17 protein-coding genes are annotated in these 20,321 nt (G+C 27.7%); 4 read left to right on the top strand and 13 right to left on the bottom strand.

Annotated features, from left to right (window positions below; all coding sequences use genetic code 11):
- Positions 1 to 20 precede the first annotated feature (20 nt).
- Entirely contained in the window at positions 21 to 2,435 is a 2,415-nt protein-coding gene (locus Q0J90_RS05890) for a chemotaxis protein CheA (protein WP_297277015.1), read from the bottom strand.
- 153 nt (positions 2,436 to 2,588) lie between these two features.
- Here Q0J90_RS05890 and Q0J90_RS05885 point away from each other — a divergent pair, with 153 nt between their 5' ends.
- Complete coding sequence (locus tag Q0J90_RS05885) at positions 2,589 to 3,896, top strand: UDP-glucose/GDP-mannose dehydrogenase family protein (RefSeq protein ID WP_297277014.1); 1,308 nt, start codon at positions 2,589 to 2,591, stop codon at positions 3,894 to 3,896.
- Positions 3,897 to 3,909: 13 nt separating this feature from the next.
- Positions 3,910 to 5,073: a DUF6348 family protein gene (locus Q0J90_RS05880; RefSeq protein WP_297277013.1), complete on the top strand. Its 1,164-nt coding sequence runs from the start codon at positions 3,910 to 3,912 to the stop codon at positions 5,071 to 5,073.
- On the opposite strand, the gene Q0J90_RS05875 is transcribed toward Q0J90_RS05880, so the two are convergent.
- Positions 5,074 to 5,730: a hypothetical protein gene (locus tag Q0J90_RS05875; RefSeq protein WP_297277012.1), complete on the bottom strand. Its 657-nt coding sequence runs from the start codon at positions 5,728 to 5,730 to the stop codon at positions 5,074 to 5,076.
- Between the two features lie 103 nt (positions 5,731 to 5,833).
- Complete coding sequence (locus Q0J90_RS05870) at positions 5,834 to 7,837, bottom strand: FUSC family protein (protein WP_297277011.1); 2,004 nt, start codon at positions 7,835 to 7,837, stop codon at positions 5,834 to 5,836.
- A 139-nt stretch (positions 7,838 to 7,976) separates the two neighbouring features.
- On the opposite strand from Q0J90_RS05870, the gene Q0J90_RS05865 reads away from it, so the two are divergent.
- Both Q0J90_RS05865 and Q0J90_RS05860 read left to right on the top strand, forming a co-directional pair.
- Positions 7,977 to 8,486: a GNAT family N-acetyltransferase gene (locus Q0J90_RS05865; protein ID WP_297277010.1), complete on the top strand. Its 510-nt coding sequence runs from the start codon at positions 7,977 to 7,979 to the stop codon at positions 8,484 to 8,486.
- An 83-nt stretch (positions 8,487 to 8,569) separates the two neighbouring features.
- Complete coding sequence (locus tag Q0J90_RS05860; protein WP_335823697.1) at positions 8,570 to 8,905, top strand: META domain-containing protein; 336 nt, start codon at positions 8,570 to 8,572, stop codon at positions 8,903 to 8,905.
- Positions 8,906 to 8,951: 46 nt separating this feature from the next.
- On the opposite strand, the gene Q0J90_RS05855 is transcribed toward Q0J90_RS05860, so the two are convergent.
- From Q0J90_RS05855 to lepB, 10 genes are all read right to left on the bottom strand, one after another.
- On the bottom strand, positions 8,952 to 9,107 hold the full coding sequence (locus Q0J90_RS05855; protein WP_169730121.1) for a hypothetical protein: 156 nt from the start codon (positions 9,105 to 9,107) through the stop codon (positions 8,952 to 8,954).
- Between the two features lie 11 nt (positions 9,108 to 9,118).
- Positions 9,119 to 10,141, bottom strand: coding sequence for a galactose/methyl galactoside ABC transporter permease MglC (gene mglC, locus Q0J90_RS05850; protein ID WP_297277009.1), 1,023 nt, complete (start codon positions 10,139 to 10,141; stop codon positions 9,119 to 9,121).
- 22 nt (positions 10,142 to 10,163) lie between these two features.
- On the bottom strand, positions 10,164 to 11,663 hold the full coding sequence (mglA, locus tag Q0J90_RS05845) for a galactose/methyl galactoside ABC transporter ATP-binding protein MglA (protein WP_297277008.1): 1,500 nt from the start codon (positions 11,661 to 11,663) through the stop codon (positions 10,164 to 10,166).
- Between the two features lie 106 nt (positions 11,664 to 11,769).
- Positions 11,770 to 12,825, bottom strand: coding sequence for a galactose ABC transporter substrate-binding protein (locus Q0J90_RS05840; protein ID WP_297277007.1), 1,056 nt, complete (start codon positions 12,823 to 12,825; stop codon positions 11,770 to 11,772).
- Between the two features lie 126 nt (positions 12,826 to 12,951).
- Positions 12,952 to 13,968 (bottom strand): galactose ABC transporter substrate-binding protein, encoded by a 1,017-nt coding sequence (locus Q0J90_RS05835; protein WP_367173849.1) that lies wholly within the window; start codon positions 13,966 to 13,968, stop codon positions 12,952 to 12,954.
- A 279-nt stretch (positions 13,969 to 14,247) separates the two neighbouring features.
- Positions 14,248 to 15,282 (bottom strand): galactose ABC transporter substrate-binding protein, encoded by a 1,035-nt coding sequence (locus Q0J90_RS05830; protein ID WP_297277006.1) that lies wholly within the window; start codon positions 15,280 to 15,282, stop codon positions 14,248 to 14,250.
- A 130-nt stretch (positions 15,283 to 15,412) separates the two neighbouring features.
- Complete coding sequence (locus Q0J90_RS05825) at positions 15,413 to 16,438, bottom strand: galactose ABC transporter substrate-binding protein (protein WP_297277005.1); 1,026 nt, start codon at positions 16,436 to 16,438, stop codon at positions 15,413 to 15,415.
- A 63-nt stretch (positions 16,439 to 16,501) separates the two neighbouring features.
- Positions 16,502 to 17,578, bottom strand: coding sequence for a tRNA preQ1(34) S-adenosylmethionine ribosyltransferase-isomerase QueA (queA, locus tag Q0J90_RS05820; protein ID WP_297277004.1), 1,077 nt, complete (start codon positions 17,576 to 17,578; stop codon positions 16,502 to 16,504).
- A 3-nt stretch (positions 17,579 to 17,581) separates the two neighbouring features.
- Positions 17,582 to 19,222, bottom strand: coding sequence for a hypothetical protein (locus tag Q0J90_RS05815; protein ID WP_297277003.1), 1,641 nt, complete (start codon positions 19,220 to 19,222; stop codon positions 17,582 to 17,584).
- 11 nt (positions 19,223 to 19,233) lie between these two features.
- Positions 19,234 to 20,283 carry a signal peptidase I gene (gene lepB / locus Q0J90_RS05810; RefSeq protein ID WP_367173852.1) on the bottom strand — a complete coding sequence of 350 codons (1,050 nt, stop codon included), beginning with the start codon at positions 20,281 to 20,283 and terminating at the stop codon, positions 19,234 to 19,236.
- Positions 20,284 to 20,321 lie beyond the last annotated feature (38 nt).

Genomic DNA, 20,321 nt, shown 5'->3' with positions numbered 1-20,321 from the left:
TTTATTATAACTATATAATTTTATTCATTATTTTTTGCAGCATTAGCTTCAGGTATTTCATTATTCTTTAATTTTTCTATAAAGCTTCTCAAATCATTTTTAGATGATGAAGAATTAGACACTTTTCCTCTTTCTATTATTCTCTTAGTACCAAGACTTACTATTGTTTGAATATCCAAAATAAAGCTTACAGTACCATCACCCAAAACTGTAGCACCTGCTAAACCTTCGCTTTTTGTGATACTATCTTTTAATGTTTTAATAACTATATCCTGCTCACCTATTAAGTTATTAACAAGTAAAGCAACTTTCTTACCCTCAGAAGAAAGTATAACGGCATAATATGATTTTATATTATCGTATCTTGAAGGAAGTCTGAATAATTCTTTAATACTTAATACATTAATAACATCATCTCTTACTTTTATTACCTCTATACCTTCTAATTCCTGAATATCTTTAACATCTATTTTTACAGTTTCCAATATACTATTAATAGGAACTGCATAATATTCTTTTTCCGCATCAACGATAAGAGCCTGAATAATAGCAACTGTAAGAGGTATTCTAAGGAAGAATGTAGAACCCTTACCCCACTCTGTTTCTATACCAACTGTACCATTAATTTTTTCCAAACTTTTCTTAACAACGTCCATACCAACGCCCCTTCCTGATACATTGGTAATTTTAGCTGCGGTAGAAAAACCAGGAGCAAATATATATTCAAGCATTTGTTTTTCTGATAATTTAGCATCTGCAGATACAAGCCCTTTTTTAACAGCACTTTCAAATATTTTCTGAGGTATCATTCCTTTACCGTCATCAGATATTTTAATTATGATTAAGTTACCTTCATGCGAAGCACTTAAAACAACTGTACCCATTCTAGGCTTTCCTGCTTTTTCTCTATCTTCAGGTAATTCTATACCATGATCCATAGCATTTCTTATAATATGAACTAATGGGTCTACTAATACTTCGATAACAGATTTATCTAACTCTGTTTCCTCTCCGTACATTTCTAATTTAACTTCTTTTCCTAAATCTCTTGATAAATCTCTAATTAAACGAGGAAATCTGTTGAATGTTTGTGCTATAGGAAGCATCCTTATTTTCATTACAGTTTCCTGAAGCTCATTAGTTACTCTTGTAAGAAGCTGATATGAATTTCTAAATTTATCTAAAGTGGTTTTAAACTCTTCTTCCATTTTTACTAATTCTGAAAGTTTATCATTAAAACCATCCAAATATATATTTCTAATTTCTTTAATTTCTTTTTTCTGCATGTATTCTTCAAATTTTCTAAGTATTTGAACAATACTGTCTCTATAATATCTTTTTACCTCATTTATACCATTGCCTATTATTTTATTATATGAAGTAAAATCATCATCATATTGAACATAAGAACTTTTATTTGTTACAAGCTCACCCACCTGGTTCATCATGGCATCAATTCTATCGCTTTCAACTCTAAGAAATGAACTTTGTCTTTCTGTTTTATGGTCTTTTCCGCCTTTAGACGCATCAGGTTTCTTAGCAGCATTGGCAGGAGAAGCAGCCTCTTTTGCTTTTTGGGCATCTTCTTTTTGTTTTTTATCCTGAAGGAATTTTTCATATTCTTCAAGTATTATTTCTTCTATTGATATTTCTTTAGTAACATCAGGCAAAGTAATGGCATCTATTATAGTTTGATCTTCTTTAACAGCGGCAAGTATATATGTAACATGCTCATAGAACTCATCGCCTTCCAAAGTTTCAAGCGGAGGAATACTACCCATTATTTCCCCTACATCTTTAAGGGCTACAAATACTTGAACCCCTCCAACTGTTCTCATAGGGCTTTCCGGGTCAAAACTTACATGTACTAATTTAGTTTTTACATTTTCTTCTACATTATCTCTGATTATACCAAGCAAATCACTATCATTAGGAAGAAGTTCATATTTATTTATTTTCTTTTCAGCTTCAGGAGCTGCTGAAGAAGCGGCATTTGAATCTGATGCAGGAGTATCTCCTCCGGAAGACGGAGCAGGCCCTGCCCCTAATTTCATATTTTTAAAGTCTTCTAGTTTTTTTATTTCTGCTTCTATATCCCCTGAATATTCACTTTCTTCGCTTGCTGTATTAATCAAATCTTTTAATATATCTATACCTTTTAAAAGAACATCTATAGTGGCATCATCTACTTCTATTTTATTGTTTCTTATTAAATCAAGCAAATCTTCAAATCTATGAGCATATTTTTGTGTTTCAACTAATTCTACAGCACCTGCACTTCCTTTTAAAGTATGAACTGCTCTGAATATTTCCTGTATTGCATCATCATTGTTTCTTTCATTATCTAAAATAAGTATATTTTGCTCAAGTCTGTCAAGCATCTCGAATGCTTCTTCAAAGAAATCTTTGAGCAGGCTTTTTATATAATCATCCATCTAAACGCCCCATAAAAATCGAAAATCTTACTATATATTATCGGAAAAACCTAAAAATGTCTATAGTAAATAATATTTTACTTGAAAATATAATAATTTATTATATGATAAAAATAATTAAATGTCTATATATTTATTTTAAAGGAGTAAAAAATGAAAATATGTATAATAGGTACTGGTTATGTAGGACTTATTACAGGTGCCTGCCTTGCAGAAATGGGTAATTATGTTACATGTGTAGACAATGATGAAGAAAAACTAAAAAAATTAAAAAATGGTATTACTCCTCTTTATGAACCTGGATTAGAAGAACTTATAGTTTCTAATGTATCTGAAGGAAGATTAGAGTTTACAAATGATTTGGCTTATGCTGTACAAAAATCTATTGCTTGTTTTATAGCTGTAGGAACGCCTTCAGGAGATGATGGAAGCTGCGATTTAAGTTTCGTACTTTCTGTAGCTAATGATATAGGAAAAGCTATGAATGGATATAAAGTAATAGTTGATAAATCTACTGTACCTGTAGGAACTCATAAATTAGTTGAAGATGAAATAAAGAAAAATTATAAAGGTGAATTTGATGTTGTATCTAATCCTGAATTTTTAAAACAAGGTGCTGCAGTTGATGATTTCTTAAAGCCTGAAAGAGTTGTTATAGGTTCCAATAGTGAAAAAGCAATAGATATAATGAGAGACATTTATAATCCTTTTACAAGAACAGGAAATCCTATCATAATAATGGATGTACGTTCTGCTGAAATGACAAAATATGCTGCAAATGCATTTTTAGCAACAAAAATATCATTTGCTAATGAAATAGCCAATATATGCGAAAAAGTGGGAGCAAATGCTGATTTAGTAAGAATTGGTATGTCAAGCGACAAAAGAATAGGAAATCAATTCTTATTTCACGGATTAGGATACGGCGGAAGCTGTTTCCCTAAAGATGTACAGGCATTAATAAAAACAGCTTCTGATTATGGAATTAATTCAGATTTACTTAAAGCCACTCATCAAGTTAATATCAATCAAAGAAAAATATTTGTAAATAAAATATTGAAACATTATAACAATGATATTAAAGGAAAAGTTTTTGCTTTATGGGGATTAGCATTTAAACCTAGAACCAATGATATGAGAGAGGCTCCTGCTATAACAATTATTAATATGCTGTTAGATTCCGGAGCAAGTATAAGAGCCTATGATCCTAAAGCATTTGACAGTGCTAAAGCTATATTCGGAGATAAAATATATTATGCTGAAAATGCTTATGATGCCTTATCAAATGCAGATGCTTTAATTTTAGTTACAGAATGGAATGAATTTAGAAGACCTAGTTTTGATAAAATAAAAGAATTATTAAAAGAGCCTATAATATTTGACGGCAGAAATCAATACGATAAAACTAGAATGAATAAAAGAGGCATAAAATATATTTCTTTAGGTGTTGCAGAAGATTAAATAAAATAATTTTATGAATAAATATAAAAATGTATTATTGAATAGACTTCATAGAACTATTACTGAAAAAAATAAAATAGAAAATAATCATATAAGATTTCTAAGCTATGATATTATTGTAGAACCTGAAATAGTACAGCTTGAAAGAAAAAACAGCGTATTATGTTCTGTTTACTTCTATGTTAAAGCTCCTCTATTCGATAATATATTTTTTGAATCATCTTCAAGCATAGCAGCAGATGAATATAAAGCTATAATGATAGCTTCTGATAATTTTGTATATTGTCCTCTACAGGGTATTTTAGATTTTTTAAACGGTATTTATCATCATGAAATAGAAACATATATTCTTGATAAAAAGAAAAGTTTTACAGTATGCGAAAGCCCTATGATTGGACTTGGAAACATAGATAATAAAGAAGATGCTTATGAGGACTATGTCGGATTTGACGGAGAAAATGGATATTCAAGTTTTTTATGGAATGCTATACATGAAGATGTGCCTTTTATACTTAGAAATGATAGAGTTAATTTTATAAAGACTTATGGAGCTAAAATGCCTAATGGAGATGTTATTGTAGAGTGCACTATAAATAATATCAATAATAAAACATTAGAAAATTGTATTAAAAATGAAATAATGAAATGGGATAATAACGGAGAATTTTTTTCAATAAAACAATTTTTCTTTATACTTCAATCCGATACAACTTATAAAAAATATCCGTATTCTAAAGAAGAAATAGAATATTTTGTTATAGAGTATGTGTTGGAATTTGAAAATTCCAATGGAGATTATGAAAAATTTATAAATAGTATAGAAAATATAATTCCAGACAGCAATATAAGAGAGGAAATTATAAACTTTATACCTGAAATATGTGCAGAAAATGCATTCAAAGATGTTATTTTTGATGAAAGAGTTAATGTAAATATAAATTCAAACAGCTACAAAATATTAAAATACCAGTTTACAAGCTATAAATATATTGAAGATGCATTAATGGACGGATTCTCCAATAATATTTTCAAAAAAGAAACATTTAATGAATTAGTTCATCTAAGCAATTCCTACAATATGATATATGAAACCATGCAGAATAAGCCGAATATTCGTATGAATGAAATATATATATACAATACATTTAATTTCACATCTGATTATAAGTTTATATAATTATTCATAAGATAAATTTGAAAAATATAATCCTATTTGTACTCCTAAATCCACAGATGAGAACTGAACAGATGTTCTTTTATATTTCATTACAGGAAAATCATAATTAACATAAAAACTCAAACTAATTCCGCTAAAACTTACAAACGTTTTCATACCTACAAGAAATTTTATATAAGGTATTACTATAGTATCAAATCTGCTTTTGAGTCTGCTGTAATTCAAAACTTCTATTATATAATCATATCTATAGCTTCCTCCAAGAGGAACTTTTACACCTCCGCCTAAACCTACCATAAACATACGGGCAAACATAGTTTCAAAATATCCTCCTATATTTAAACTATCAAAAACATGAGTATATTTCTGTCCGTCTATATTGTCTATAAATCTATAGCTGTCTCTTTGATACCCTAAATCCATACCTAAACCTAATATAACATTTTTTCCTAAAATAAAGTTATATGTAGGCTGCAGTAACAAACCTACTTCAAAAGCTGATTGAGATTTATAAATATTCTTTTGATTACCTATATAATACGAAGGCAAACTTCCGCCTAAAGGAAGTATATATCCTAAACTAAAAAACCCTAATTGAGAAAATGCATTTGATGATATTGTTATAATTAATACAAATAAAAAAATAAATTTTTTCATATCTTTAATCCATATTTTTATATTTGTATGAATTATAGATATAAATACATTTAATTCAAATTATATATTGACATATCCCCTAGTATATATATAAATGTAATTATTAAAATATATTGCTGATATTATTTTTTATAGAATTATTAATAGAATTTATACTATCAAAACAATTTTCTAATCTATGAAATATATAAGAATCACTTTCTATTGTTTTTATTTTATTTTCTTCATTGAAATCATTTATTTCATTTCTAAAAAGTTTAGCAGTATTTCCTAAAATATTAGCTATTTGTTCTATAAATATAAGCATATTCTGTCTATCTTCTTCCCTATTATAAGTTTTTATTAAAGATATTATTTGCTCTGCTTCTACTATAAATTTTCTATTGCTTTCAATTAATGAATCTGTTATTGGTGTTCCTTTGTATCTTGTTTGATTCTTTTCATGTATAATAATATTATTCTTTATCATATACGCTTTTAATATTATTTCATATAAATATTCTGATGTATCTTCATTGTTAATAGCTTTTTTTATTTGATTTATAAGTATTGTATCTATTTCTATAAGTTCGCTTATTTTATCAACCATACCTTTATGACTTTCAGTTTTTATAATAAAATGATCGAATATCCATACAATAGATAATGCTATAAGTATAAATCCTACTCTTGATGATGTTGAAACTAATCTTCCCATATACGGAAATGATGATATTAAAGCTGATATTGTACCGTATATCTTTTTGAAAAATCCATTGATAGAAGACATAGATAAAACAAAACATACGCCTATGGAAGGTATAATAATCGCATTTGGAACATATCTAAAAACAGCAGCAAATATTATTACTCCTATAAAATTACCAAATACATCTATTTTCAAATTAGCTTTTTGTTCTTCATAAAAAGGATAAAGCATAATATAAGAAAGTATAGGAAGCCAATAACCCCTTACAGCAATTCCTTCTGGAAGAAAATATCTTATAGTAAAAGATATACACATTATTATTCCCATTTTTAAAGCAAATCTGAAATGACATTTATTTATATTGAATTCTTTTTTTAATCTTATAAACTTTAAATTAAATACTCTTTTTATTTCTAAATCATCTTTTTTATTTTCAAACATTTTATACAATATTCTATGTAATTTTCTTATAGCATATATCCACTCATAATTAGATTTTTCATCACTTAAATAATAATTATCATAAAAATATTTAATACCGGAAATAACAGAATTAAAATCTTTTTCCTGTTTTGATATATCATGCTTAAGTAAGTTAGCTATTCTGTCAAGCAATTTTGAAAGCTGTAAAAAATAATTTAAATCATCATCGCTTAAAATATTTACTTTCTCATATTCTTTATTTATTAATTGATTTATTTCTTCTAAAAATAAAACTAATTCAAAATGATTAATATTTCCATTATTCATTATACCGTGTCTTTTTAATGAATCCACATATATAGATGAGGTATAAGAATTGATTATAGAAAATAATTCATCATTTTTTCCCCTTCTTAAAGAACATGATTTATTTGATAAGGATAATAATTTTTTATTTATTATGCGAATACTGTTAAATGCAAGATCATTTGATACTTTATGTCTATTTAAAAATTTATTTAATACTAAAAATATAAATGATATTAATAATGCTGTAAGTATAGCTTCCATTCTTAAATGTATATTAGATATTGGTATATTATAAGCCTGCAGCAATACATAACAAAATCCATATATAAAATAATTTCTAGGTACAAAATCATCGGATAACAAAAAAACTATGCAGAAAGGAACTATAAAATTAAATAACACTATAAAAACTATATTTTGTTCTGCTATAGTAGCTAAAAATCCAAGAAGCAATATTATAAATGATGTCATAGGAAAAGATGAAACTGTAAAACTTTGCCTCATAAATGCACATATAAATATAGTAATTATACCTATAGTAGAATTTTCTCTTCCAAATAGATTATTCGATATGACAAGTACAAACATTCCTGTAATCACGCTAGGAATAAAATCCAATGCTCTAAAAAAGAATGCTTTTAAAATATTTATTTGTTTTTTGTAAAAAGTTTTATCAAAAATAAACATATAAACTATTGAATATATTTTAATTTTTATTATACTTATATAAAAGACTATATTATAAATATAAAATAGTCAATAAAAAATTAAGTATTGTCGATATTAAAAAATAATATATTGTATCTAATCTTGGGGGATTAATTATATGCCAGCTACAATTATAGAACATGAAGAATATCCATCAGTAGTGGTTATAGAATATAATAGTATATACAGAAATGAATTAGAAAATTTTATACGTAATATAAAAATAAAGGATAATAAAGAAATAGTTTATACAGAACCCCATTTCTTTAAAATACTTCATACTAACAATACTAATATAGGACTATTAACCATAGATGGAAGAATACATGGATATTATTATATATCTAAAGATAATGTATTAAAATACATATATGTAAATTATCCGTATAGAAGGAATGGATTTGCCAAATTGTTATTAACACATGCCATTAAAACAAACCCTAATATTCAGTTTGAGAAAAATCAAAATCAGGCTTATACTAGGTTAATAAGTTCTCCAATATTTGAAGATGTACTTAAAGGAAATTCATCCGGTGCATTTGATGATGGAAACAATGCAGGCGGTATTGATACATTTGAAGATCTTACCGGAGGCGGAAGCAAAGAAGGAGAGCTTACATTATTTTAAACTTAGCAAAAATAATATTTTGTATTACATTATTAATGTCCCATCCATTAATCTCATGTTCCTATTGTCTTAAGTCATCGCCAGTGGAGCATCCGGAAACTGTAGAAAAAGTAAAAGTTTATAAACTTATAAATATGCATACGGCTATGAATATTACTATAAGTATAGATAATAATAAAATTTACGGGAAATCAGCTATAAATGATTATTGGGCTAATTGTACAATTAAAGGCGACTTAATTTCAATAGATATGATAAAAACTACAAGAAAAACTGATAATGCTCAAAAAAGAAAAGCTGAAGGAGATTATATATCAATACTTCAAACAGCATACTCTTTTAAAGTAGAAAATAATAAACTTTTAATATACACAACATTCATTGATGAACCGCTTATTTATGAAGAAATAGAAGAATAAAAAAGGCTGCACTAATAAAATTATCAGCACAGCCTTTAATATTTCATTAATAAATTATACTCATTATATATCTAATAAACTCGGCAACTAAAAATATCATAAATATAAAACCTAAGAATATCCAAGATTTTAGAGTACGTTTTCTAGTTTCCTTTTTATTAAACTCTCTTCTAAAAGGATCATTATTATTATCATATTCCATAATAAAATCCATCATACTTTTTTCAAATATTTCTGCGTATCAACAGCAACAGCAGCTATAATTATAGCACCTTTAATTATATACTGCATGTACGGAGAAATACCAACAAATGTCATACCATAGTTAATAACTTGGAATATTAATACTCCAGATACAATACCTAAGATAGAACCAATACCGCCAGAGAATGAAACTCCTCCAACTACACAAGCAGCAATAGCGTCAAGCTCATAACCGTTACCCAAGTTGTTAGTAGCAGAACCAACACGAGCAACCTCTAATGAACCAGCTATACCATATAAAGCACCAGCCATAGTATAAACTATCATAAGAGTAAGAGGAATATTTACACCAGAAACTGCAGCAGCTTCAGGGTTGCCTCCAACAGCAAATATGTTTTTACCTAACTTAGTTTTATTCCAAATAATCCACATTATAGCAGTTATTATAATAGCAAATATAATTAGGTATGAAATAGTATAGTTTCCTATTTTTATACCCCCCAAAGCAAGATTACTAAATCTAGGATCAAGTCCTCCGATAGGCTGAGCACCATAAGGAGGTCTGTCAAAATAAGTACTAGTTACACCATAAAGTATAAGCTGCATACCTAAAGTAGCAATAAATGGAGTTACATAAAGTTTAGAAATGATAAAACCATTTATAAGTCCAAATACCATAAGTATAAGCATAACGAAAAGTATAGGAAGTATAACAGGAAGTACAGGTAAATCAGGATACATTCTAGTAGGGTTAGTAGTAGATTGTAAAAGTGAAGCACTTACAACAGCAGCAAGTCCAACAGCTCTACCAGCACCTAAGTCGTTACCTTGAGTTACTAAAAGAGTACCAATACCTACAGCTATTATCATACGAGTAGAAGCCTGAGCAAATATATTTAAGAAGTTACTTAATTTGAAGAAACTAGGGTCTTTAATGATAATACCTATAATTATTAAGAGTAATGCCGCAAATATAGCATTGTTTAATACAAATGATTTAATAGTTTTAATGTTTATTTTATTATTATCCATGATTATTCCTTTTTTAGTTAAATTATAAATATTTAGCAGACAATGCCATAATTTCTTCCTGATTAGTATTTTTAGTTTCCACAATTCCGGCAACACGTCCATTGCTCATAACCATAATCCTATCAGTTATACCTAATAATTCAGGCATTTCAGAACTAACCACTATTACAGCTTTTCCAACAGTAGCTAAATCTATAATAAGTCTGTATATATCATATTTAGCACCTACATCAATACCGCGTGTAGGTTCATCAAGCATAAGAATATCCGGTTTGCTTAAAAGCCATCTTCCTAAAATAACCTTCTGCTGATTACCTCCTGATAAAGATTGTATTGCAGTTTTATCAGAAGGAGTTTTTACCTGCATACTCTCTATTACCCATTTAGTATCTTCACGCATCTTTTTATCATCTAAAAATCCAAATTTATTTTTATAATTATCAATATTAGCTATTGTAGAATTAAAATTGATAGAGAGCATTCCAAATATTCCGGTTTGTCTCCTCTCTTCAGTAACCAAAGCAAAACCGTTTTTTATTGCTTTTCTAGTAGAAGAATTGTTAACTTCATGAGCCATCTTAAGCACATGACCTGAAGATAAAGTTCTCATTCCAAATATACTTTCTAAAACTTCAGTTCTTTTAGCTCCTACAAGTCCTGCAATTCCAAATACCTCTCCTTTTCTTACACTAAAATTAACTTCCTTAAGTGAAGGCTGATAAAATGCTGTAAAATCTTTTATTTCTAAAATATTTTCTCCTGGAACATTTGTCTTTTCAGGAAAACGATTAGTTAAATCTCTTCCAACCATCTGCTTAATTATCATATCAGTTGTCAATTCCTTTGCCGGAGTTGTAGCTACATATTTTCCATCCCTCATTATTGTAACTTCATCAGATATTTGCAAAATTTCTTCCATTTTGTGTGATATATAAATCATACCAACACCTCTGCTTTGAAGTTTGCGTATGATTTTAAATAATTTAGCTACTTCTTTTTCTGTTAATGAACTTGTAGGTTCATCCAATACCAATATTTTAGAATTATATGAAACAGCTTTAGCTATTTCAACCATTTGCATTTCAGATACGGATAATGTAGAAACTTTTGTTCTAGGATCCAAAGGTATTTCCAAATCATCAAATATAGCTTTAGTATCATCATACATTTTCTTTTCATCAACTAATCCAAATTTAGTAGGATATTTACCAAGCCATATATTATCAGACACATTTCTCTGTCTAACCTGATTTAATTCTTGATGCACCATAGCAACACCATTATTTAAAGCCTGCTTAGGTGAAGTAAAATTTACCTCTTTACCATCCAATAATATTACTCCGCTATCTTTATGATATATACCAAATAGACATTTCATTAAAGTAGATTTACCAGCACCATTTTCACCCATAAGTGCCACAACTTCGCCTTCTCTTACGGTAAGCTGAACATCATCCAACGCTTTAACACCAGGGAAAGACTTTGAAATACCTTTCATTTCAAGAATAACTTTTTTATCCATATATATTAAACCTTTACAAAATAACTAAAAAAATAATAATATACTAAAAACCCTTTTAAAAAAACAGGGATATTAAAAAATATCCCTGTCAATAACAAACTATTTATTATTTATAAGCTTCTTCAGCTACATTTACATTATCTTTAGTTATAGGAACATAAGGAACGCGAACTGCTTTAACTTCGTCCAAAGTCCAAGTAGTACCATCTAATGGATCTTTACCAGCAGCGACATTCAAAGAAATGTCTACTAAAGCCTGAGATTGGCCAACTGGGTCATTAAGAACAGAACCTGCTACAGTTCCTTTTTTGATTTCATTAATCATTTCAGGAATAGCATCAACACCAACTATAGGTATATATTTATTAGTATCGCCTTCTTTGTTATATCCTAAAGCTTGTACTGATTGTAAAGCACCTAAAGCCATAGCATCATTATTACAGAAAATATATTCTATTTTATCGCCATGTTTCTGCATCCAAGCATCAACTATATCTTTAGCTTTTGCAGTATCCCACATAGCTGTTTGTTCTGGTTCTAATCTTTCTAGTTGAATATTATTGCTAACGATATATGAAGTAACATAACTAGTTCTAGCTTCAGCATCTGGGTGTCCTGGTTCGCCTTTTAATAATACATATTGTATTTTACCATCGCCGTTTCTATCCCAAGCAGGATTAGCTTTCCAAGTATCTACAACGATTTTACCCTGCATAGCACCTGATTCTTCAGGAGTAGTACCTACATACCAAGTTTTATCATAGCTAGCCATAGCTTCAGCACTAGGCTGTTTGTTAAAGAATACAACAGGTATTTCTTTAGCTTTAGCTTTATCTATTATAGTTTGAGCAGCCTGAGGGTCTACTAAATTAATAGCTAAAACTTTTGCATCTTTATTAAGCATTACATCAACTTGGTCATTTTGCTGAGCTTGGTTATTTTGTGAATCATTGATTATCAAATTTGCTTTTCCGCTCATTCTGCTTTCAATGTTTCTTCTGTAGAAAGACATAAAGTTATCATCATAACGGTAAATTGTTACTCCGATAGTAGGACCATCTGTAGCAGTAGTAGAAGAGGATGAAGCCTGTCCGCCGCCGCATGACATTACGAAAATAGAAGACATTATTAATGCTCCCATAGCAATAAGTGATTTTTTCATAGTATGAAAACTCCTTAAATTAATTAATATTCTCTAAGATTAAGTATATAAATTTTATTTATTAAATCAAGTCAAAATTATACTAATAATCTCATTAATTTAATACAAATAGAATTTTATAAAACACTACCTTCTAATTTCATCCAAATTTTCCAATGTTATAGGCTTATAATGAATTCTCACCGATTTATTATTATCAAGTGTCCAAGTAGTGCCAAGTATAGGATTTACATTACCATTAAACAAACTAAGAGATAAATCAGCAACTGCTTTAGCCTGACTAAAACTATCATTAAGAACTGTACCTACAATATTACCATTTACTATTTCATCTACAACTTCATTTATAGCATCTATTCCAACTATAGGAATATATTTATTTGAATCTCCTGTATTATACCCTATAGATTGTATAGAATTTAAAGCCCCTAATGCCATAGAATCATTATTTGCAATAATATATTCTAAATTACTATTTGAATTATCAGACATCCATTCATCTACAATCATTTTGGCTCTCTCCTTATCCCACATAGCTGTTTTTTGATATAATACTTCTACTTCTAAACCGCTATTTTCAATAAAAGATATAACATTTTTTGTTCTAATTTCTGTATCATAATGTCCAGGTTCACCCTGTAATATAACACATTGTATCTTTCCATCACCATTTTTATCCCAACTAGGGTTGGCATTCCAGCTATTCACAACTATTTTTCCCTGCATATTAGCTGCTTCTTCGCTATAAGTACCTACATACCAAACTTTTTTATAACTATCCATAGATGATTTAGCAGGAGCTTTATTATAAAATATTATTGGTATATTTTGTTCTTTAACTTTATCAATTATTGTATCAGCTGCATAAGTATCTACCAAATTTATAACTAAAACTTTAGCACCTTTTGATATATATTGATCTATCTGACCATTTTGAGTAATTTGACTGTTTTTTGAATCGCTTATAATATATTTTACTTTCCCTGAATAAGCTTTATCTAAATTAACCTTAATATAATTTGCAAAAACATCATCACTGCTATATATTGTAACTCCTATAAAAGGTTCATTCGATGAACATGAATATAAACATATTATTGAAATAATAGCGGCAAATACGGCAGCAATATTTTTCTTTATCATATATTTCTCCTGATTAATTTATTTCTATTATACTATTATAATAAATTTATATAAAAATATCCTGCTTTTACAATAATTATAAAAAATTATACATAAAAAAATAGACAATTTAGCAAACAAGTATACTATAATTGCCTATTTTTTATTTATGTACAATTGATGTATTAATTTATAAATATAATAAATTTACACCTATTAATACACAATGTATTTATTTTTATAATATATTATGTATTAATTATAATAAATTAAAACATAATATTTACTATAGTAAAATAATTATTTATAAGCCTCAAGAGCATCATTAATATTTTCTAAAGTAATAGCTCTGTAAGGAACTCTCACAGCTTTAACATCATCTAATTTATACTCAGTTCCATCAAGCACATCTTTGCCATTAGCAGCATTAATAACCATATCAACAATTGCCTGAGCCTGATCTTTAGGACTTTGTAAAACAGTACCTACAATAGTACCATTTTTAATTTCTTCAATAACTTCAGGAATTGCATCAACTCCAACTATAGGGATAAATTTATTACTGTCTCCTATATTATATCCTTCTTTTTGAATAGATTTCAAAGCACCTAAAGCCATAGCATCATTATTAGAAAATATAAATTCTATATTATTTCCATATTTTTTAATCCAAGCATCTGTTACAGTCTGTGACTGAAGTATATCCCAATTAGCTGTTTGTTCGTCTAAACTTTCTATTTCAATACCATTATCAACTAAAACAGCTTTTATTCTCTCTGTTCTAGCCTCAGCATCCGGGTGTCCTGCCTCCCCTTTTAAAAGAACATATTGTATTTTTCCATCACCGTTTTTATCCCAAGAACTATTAGATGTCCAAGAATTAAGAACTATTTCACCTTGTATATTTCCGGATTCTTCACTTAAAGTACCTACATACCATGCCTTATCATAAAGCATCATATCTTCTTTGCTTGGTTCTTTATTAAAAAATATTACCGGTATTCCTGTAGGTTTTATCTTATTTATCATAAAACTAGCTGATGCCGGATCAACTAAATTAATAGCTAAGGCATCAACATTTCTTTGAATAGCGGCATCAACCTGATCATTTTGCTTAACTTGATCATTTTCTGAGTCATTCATTATAAATTTAGCCTTGCCGTTTAATAATGACTCAATATTTCTTCTCATAAATGAAATAAAATTATCATCATATCTGTATATAGTGATGCCTATTTCTATTCCGCCGTCTTTATTGTTTGATTTTGAATTACATCCGACAGCAAAAATAATTAATAATAAAAAAATCAAAAAAGTAGAAATTCCCTTATTCATAAAAAACTCCAATTTTCATATATATGAATTATAATTTAGTTTATTAAAAAAAGATTAATAAGTCAATAAAAAATATTATTTTTTGTCAATAAAAATTGCTTAGTTTATCATACAAATAAACTGCAATAATTTATTTATATATTCCTATAGCTTTTTCCAAATTTGATGCAGTTACTAGAATATATGGTATTGAAATATATTTGCTGTTATCAAAATTAAAATGAGTTCCGTCTAATGGTGATTTTCCGCTCATTATATTCTTTGAAACTGCACATAATGCCTGAGTCTGAGCAGATGGATTTTGAAGCACTGTAGCAAATATTCCATAATTTTTTATTTCATTCAAGCATGCTAAAATACCGTCTATGCCGACTATAGGTATATAATTAAGCATTCTGCTGCTGTTGTTAAAGCCATATTTCTTTAAAGCGTCTAATGCTCCTAAAGCCATATAATCATTATTGCAAATTATATATTCTATTTTATTTCCATATTTAATAAATAATCCCTCAACAGCAGTCATAGCATTTTCTCTTTTCCACATGGCAGGAACTTCAGCTAAAATATCCAGTTTCATATTATTGGAGGCAATATATTTTTTCATATATTCTGTTCTATTAAATGTATCTCTGTCATTTAAATCGCCTTTTATTATGATACATTGTATTTTACCATCTTCATTTTTATCCCAATTTAAACGATTTTTCCAACTCTCTGCTATTAATCTGCCCTGTGCAATTCCTGCCTCATCACTTTTACCGCCAATATACCATACTTTATCATAAGTTTTCATCGCATCTAAATCAGGCTCTCTATTAAAAAATATTAAAGGCAAATCATTAATACTAACTTTATCAATTATCTTTTGTGCCTGAGTCTTATCAACTAGATTAATAGCAAGCATATTAACCTTCTTCTTCAAAAACATATCTATTTGAGCATTTTGTGTAGCCTGACTATTATATGAATCAACCATCAATACAGAAAAATTATTTTTAGCATTCCTCTCTAAATACAGCTTTAAATATTTTGTATAATCATCATCATATCTATATAATGCTATGCCTACTAAAGAATTCTTTTTTTGAGTGTAAAGCACTATGGAAGATGACAATACTATAAATAAAATAAATAAAAATACCTTTTTATTAATCATTTCTCATTCTCCTATTTTTAAATTATAGTTCAATAGAGCTTATTGTCAAGTAATTATAATTTTTTAATACATAAACATAGCATCGCCGTAAGAGAAGAATCTGTAATTATCTGCAATAGCCTCTTTATAAGCATTCATTATATTATCATATCCGGCAAAAGCACTAACCATAGCCAAAAGAGTTGAATGAGGTGTATGAAAATTAGTTATTAAAGCATCAACACATTTAAATTTATAAGGCGGGTAAATGAATATATTTGTAGAACCTTCCAATCTTTTAAAATTATAATTTTCGTATTCGCTTTCCAAAACTCTGGAAACTGTTGTACCGCATGATACTATTCTTCTGCCGCTTTTTTTGGCATCTAGTATTATTTCAGCACTTTCATTAGGTATTATAAATTTTTCTTCATGCATAACATGATTGCGTAAATCATCCTCTTTCAAAGGATTAAATGTAGAAAATCCCACATGTAATGTTACATAGCAAACTGTTATACCAATATTTTTTATTTTTTCTAAAAGTTCTGATGTAAAATGAAGCCCTGATGTAGGAGAAGCGATACTTCCTTCATTTTTAGCATATACATTTTGATAGAACTCTTTATCTTTTTCATTGTATTCCTCCTCGCCTTTCTTCTTTCTGCTTTGAATAATATACGGAGGAAGAGGAACATTGCCTATGCTATTTAAAATATCAGATGTTAATGGTTTTGAAAATTTTATTATTTTTGTAGATATATTATCTGTTTCTATTAAGGCTTCTATATTTCCTACTTTTTCTATATGACTGTAATTGATATATAATATATCATTTTCTTTTATATTTTTACCCTTTATTAAACATTCCCAAATGCTATCATCATTATTAATTTTATTTAAAAGCAGTATTTCAGAACCGCCGCCTGTATTCTTTTTAGCATATATTCTAGCAGGTATAACTTTACTGTCATTTAATACCAATACATCATCACTATTAAGATAGCCTATAATATCAGAAAAAATTTTATGCTCTAATTGTCCTGTTTTTTTATTTAAAAGCATTAATTTACAATGATCTCTTTCATAATTAGGCTCTGTGGCTATTAAATTTTCCGGTAAATAAAAATTATAAGTTTCTTTATTTAAATAATCTATCATAATTTAAAATGTCACTATTATTTTTCTCTGTCTTAAAAATTTTGTAAGATTCTTTTTTGTAACAGAACTTGATTTTATTATAGCATATTCATCATTAATTTTTGTCATTAATATGCCCTTTCTTTTTGCCTCATGTATAATCTCTTCAAGTTTATTTGAATCCTTTATAATAACCAGAGTAACATTATCATATACAGATGAAATAATACCTCTGTCATACCATCTTCTAATGCTTGTTTCTATATGTTTAGGCATTTCAACATTATTATCTTCTAATACAGATTTTAAAATTTCTAAAAAATTTTCAAAATGATATTTAGAAGAATTATCGCTAATAATTGTTTTGCCTCTTAAAATACTCTCTTCAGTCATAGTATAGGTGTAAACTGTTTCCTGCTTATCTATATCAAAGTACAAATTACACATATAAATAAAATCATTATTAAATAGATAATGATTAATTAAACTGATTTCAAAATTACCATTAATAAAGCATTTTTTATTATTATCAGCAGCATTATTTTTAAAATTTCTTACTGCTAAAATAGCATTCTCATAAAAGGATACTTCTATAATACCGAGTACAAACATAGAAAATATTATATTATTATACATTTCAGCAGAAATTGATATATTAAATTCATCTTTTAATTTTATATATAATGCTGACTTAGATATGCCTCCATTTTCTAATATTTTTGATATTTTTTTAAAATAATCCGAATAATTTTTATAAATATTTTTTGAAACAAGCTCCATTCTTTCTTCTATAGAGTTTAACAAATATTTTTTTATATTATCATATTCTAACGAAATATATCCTTTAGTATCAGCTTTTATTAAAGAGAGTTTTAAGCATATATTAAAGATTGCAGATGCTTCTAAATTATTAGTTAAAAATTTAATATCTATATCATTAATAGTTAATTTCTGAACATCGCATTCATATATAAAGGTTTCTATATCATTTAATATATTAAAATGATTATATATAAATATAGAACTATCTATACTTTCTTTTAAAGTTTTCTCTAAATTTTCTAAAACCTTACTGTTATTAATGCCTATATATACAAGAAAATCATTATCAAAATAAACAGAAACTATATTTGCCTTACATAAAGCCAATAATTCATCATCATTTATCTTAGTTTTGGAATACTCTAAAATACCGCCGTTTTCATATATATTAATTATTTTCTGCAAATATTTTTTATAAACATTAGCTGAATAAGATTCATCTATATAATTTGTTATTTTAATAGAATCTTTTAATATAATGTTTTCTATAATAGGCTTTACTTCCGGAAGAAAATACAAAGTATCATCATGGGAATTTAATCTTCTTCTTTTTATTTTTAAATACAAAAGACCGGATTTCTTTATTTCATCTACAGAATTAAAAAACATAGGTATTTGCTTTTGAGTATATTTAAGAGAATAAGCTATATCTATAGAATTTAATTCCTTAGCCTCATTTTTTAATATATAAAGAATTATATTTTTAGATTCTTTTGATAAATTATAAAATTTAAAAGAAACAAGTGAAATATTTGAAGATTTATTTTTTAATTCTTCAATATTTTTCACTTTCCAAATTTTTAATAATTCTTTTATAGTATCTTGAGAAATTTGTTCATACATAATAATTTTTCTTATTTAATTATAAAATACTTAAAGAAACCCTGCTCAACATCATCAGGTCTTTTAGATTGTATCCATGCAATCATCGGCTGACCTTTAATATGTCTATAAGGAACAAGTCCCCACATTCTGCTGTCGCAGCTTTGATCTCTATTATCTCCCATAACAAAGAAATAATCTTCAGGAACATTGTATATATATTCATCTGGTCTGTCTTTAGCATTAGGAACATATATATTCATCCAATACCATAATTTTATATCATCGCTTACAATTTTATCATTTATATATACTTCAAATGAACTAAGATCATTATAATAATCATGTATATCAATTATTTTTTTAAATATTATAACGTCGCCTTTTTTTGGTACATAAATAGGTCCGTATATATCTATTACAGGAACAAATTCTCTATCGTCTCCGTAGAAGAAATAACCCCATTTATCTTCTATTTGATTGCCGTTTATAACTATATTTTTTTCTCTAATCTCAACAGTTTCACCCGCAGTAGCTATAACTCTCTTAACAAACTCTTTTCTAGGGTCTAAATCTACAGTTTTAAGCCCAAAAAATAAAGGAGCAGGTGCTAAATGCGTTCCTCCTGTAAGTTTTTCTCCTAAAAAGTCAGCAAATAAAAATCTAGGATCCCATGTAAAAGGTGTTATAGAAAATATCATAACAGGTAATTTAAGAAACTGCACCAATGGAGAAGGCTCATAATAAGGCATAGCAGATTCACATCCGAAAGAAGCTGAAGGAGGTGCTCTGAATACTACCAAATCGCCCCTTTGAGGAGATTTAATTTTTGGGAGTCTGTATCCTAAAAGTCCGTCTGTAAAAGGTAATTTTACCCCGTAAACAAATCTATTTGCAAACAACCTGTCTCCAGGCATGATAATCGGTATCATTGAGCCTGTTGGTATTTGATAATTCTGTATTAGAAAAGTATTTATTATAAGTACAATAACTATCGCGTATAAAATTTCTTTTAATGTATGTTTAATGTTTCGGAACTCGCCTACTATTGTTTCTGTAATATTTTTTATAGGATTTTCCATTAATTTAACCCCTCTCAAAGCAATATTGAATATTGATG

Origin of the sequence: uncultured Brachyspira sp. (assembly GCF_944390595.1) — a bacterium.
Taxonomy (GTDB): Bacteria; Spirochaetota; Brachyspiria; order Brachyspirales; family Brachyspiraceae; genus Brachyspira.
This window is presented reverse-complemented; position numbering and strand designations above follow the sequence as displayed.

Bases quoted from the DNA above. Each gene is read 5' to 3' on its own strand.
- Q0J90_RS05870 (WP_297277011.1), bottom strand. From the start codon at position 7,837: ATGTTTATTTTTGATAAAACTTTTTACAAAAAACAAATAAATATTTTA.
- lepB (WP_367173852.1), bottom strand. From the start codon at position 20,283: ATGGAAAATCCTATAAAAAATATTACAGAAACAATAGTAGGCGAGTTC.
- Q0J90_RS05815 (WP_297277003.1), bottom strand. From the start codon at position 19,222: ATGTATGAACAAATTTCTCAAGATACTATAAAAGAATTATTAAAAATT.
- mglC (WP_297277009.1), bottom strand. From the start codon at position 10,141: ATGGATAATAATAAAATAAACATTAAAACTATTAAATCATTTGTATTA.
- Q0J90_RS05880 (WP_297277013.1), top strand. From the start codon at position 3,910: ATGAATAAATATAAAAATGTATTATTGAATAGACTTCATAGAACTATT.
- mglA (WP_297277008.1), bottom strand. From the start codon at position 11,663: ATGGATAAAAAAGTTATTCTTGAAATGAAAGGTATTTCAAAGTCTTTC.
- Q0J90_RS05840 (WP_297277007.1), bottom strand. From the start codon at position 12,825: ATGAAAAAATCACTTATTGCTATGGGAGCATTAATAATGTCTTCTATT.
- queA (WP_297277004.1), bottom strand. From the start codon at position 17,578: ATGATAGATTATTTAAATAAAGAAACTTATAATTTTTATTTACCGGAA.
- Q0J90_RS05890 (WP_297277015.1), bottom strand. From the start codon at position 2,435: ATGGATGATTATATAAAAAGCCTGCTCAAAGATTTCTTTGAAGAAGCA.
- Q0J90_RS05875 (WP_297277012.1), bottom strand. From the start codon at position 5,730: ATGAAAAAATTTATTTTTTTATTTGTATTAATTATAACAATATCATCA.
- Q0J90_RS05885 (WP_297277014.1), top strand. From the start codon at position 2,589: ATGAAAATATGTATAATAGGTACTGGTTATGTAGGACTTATTACAGGT.
- Q0J90_RS05825 (WP_297277005.1), bottom strand. From the start codon at position 16,438: ATGATTAATAAAAAGGTATTTTTATTTATTTTATTTATAGTATTGTCA.
- Q0J90_RS05830 (WP_297277006.1), bottom strand. From the start codon at position 15,282: ATGAATAAGGGAATTTCTACTTTTTTGATTTTTTTATTATTAATTATT.
- Q0J90_RS05865 (WP_297277010.1), top strand. From the start codon at position 7,977: ATGCCAGCTACAATTATAGAACATGAAGAATATCCATCAGTAGTGGTT.
- Q0J90_RS05855 (WP_169730121.1), bottom strand. From the start codon at position 9,107: ATGGAATATGATAATAATAATGATCCTTTTAGAAGAGAGTTTAATAAA.
- Q0J90_RS05835 (WP_367173849.1), bottom strand. From the start codon at position 13,968: ATGATAAAGAAAAATATTGCTGCCGTATTTGCCGCTATTATTTCAATA.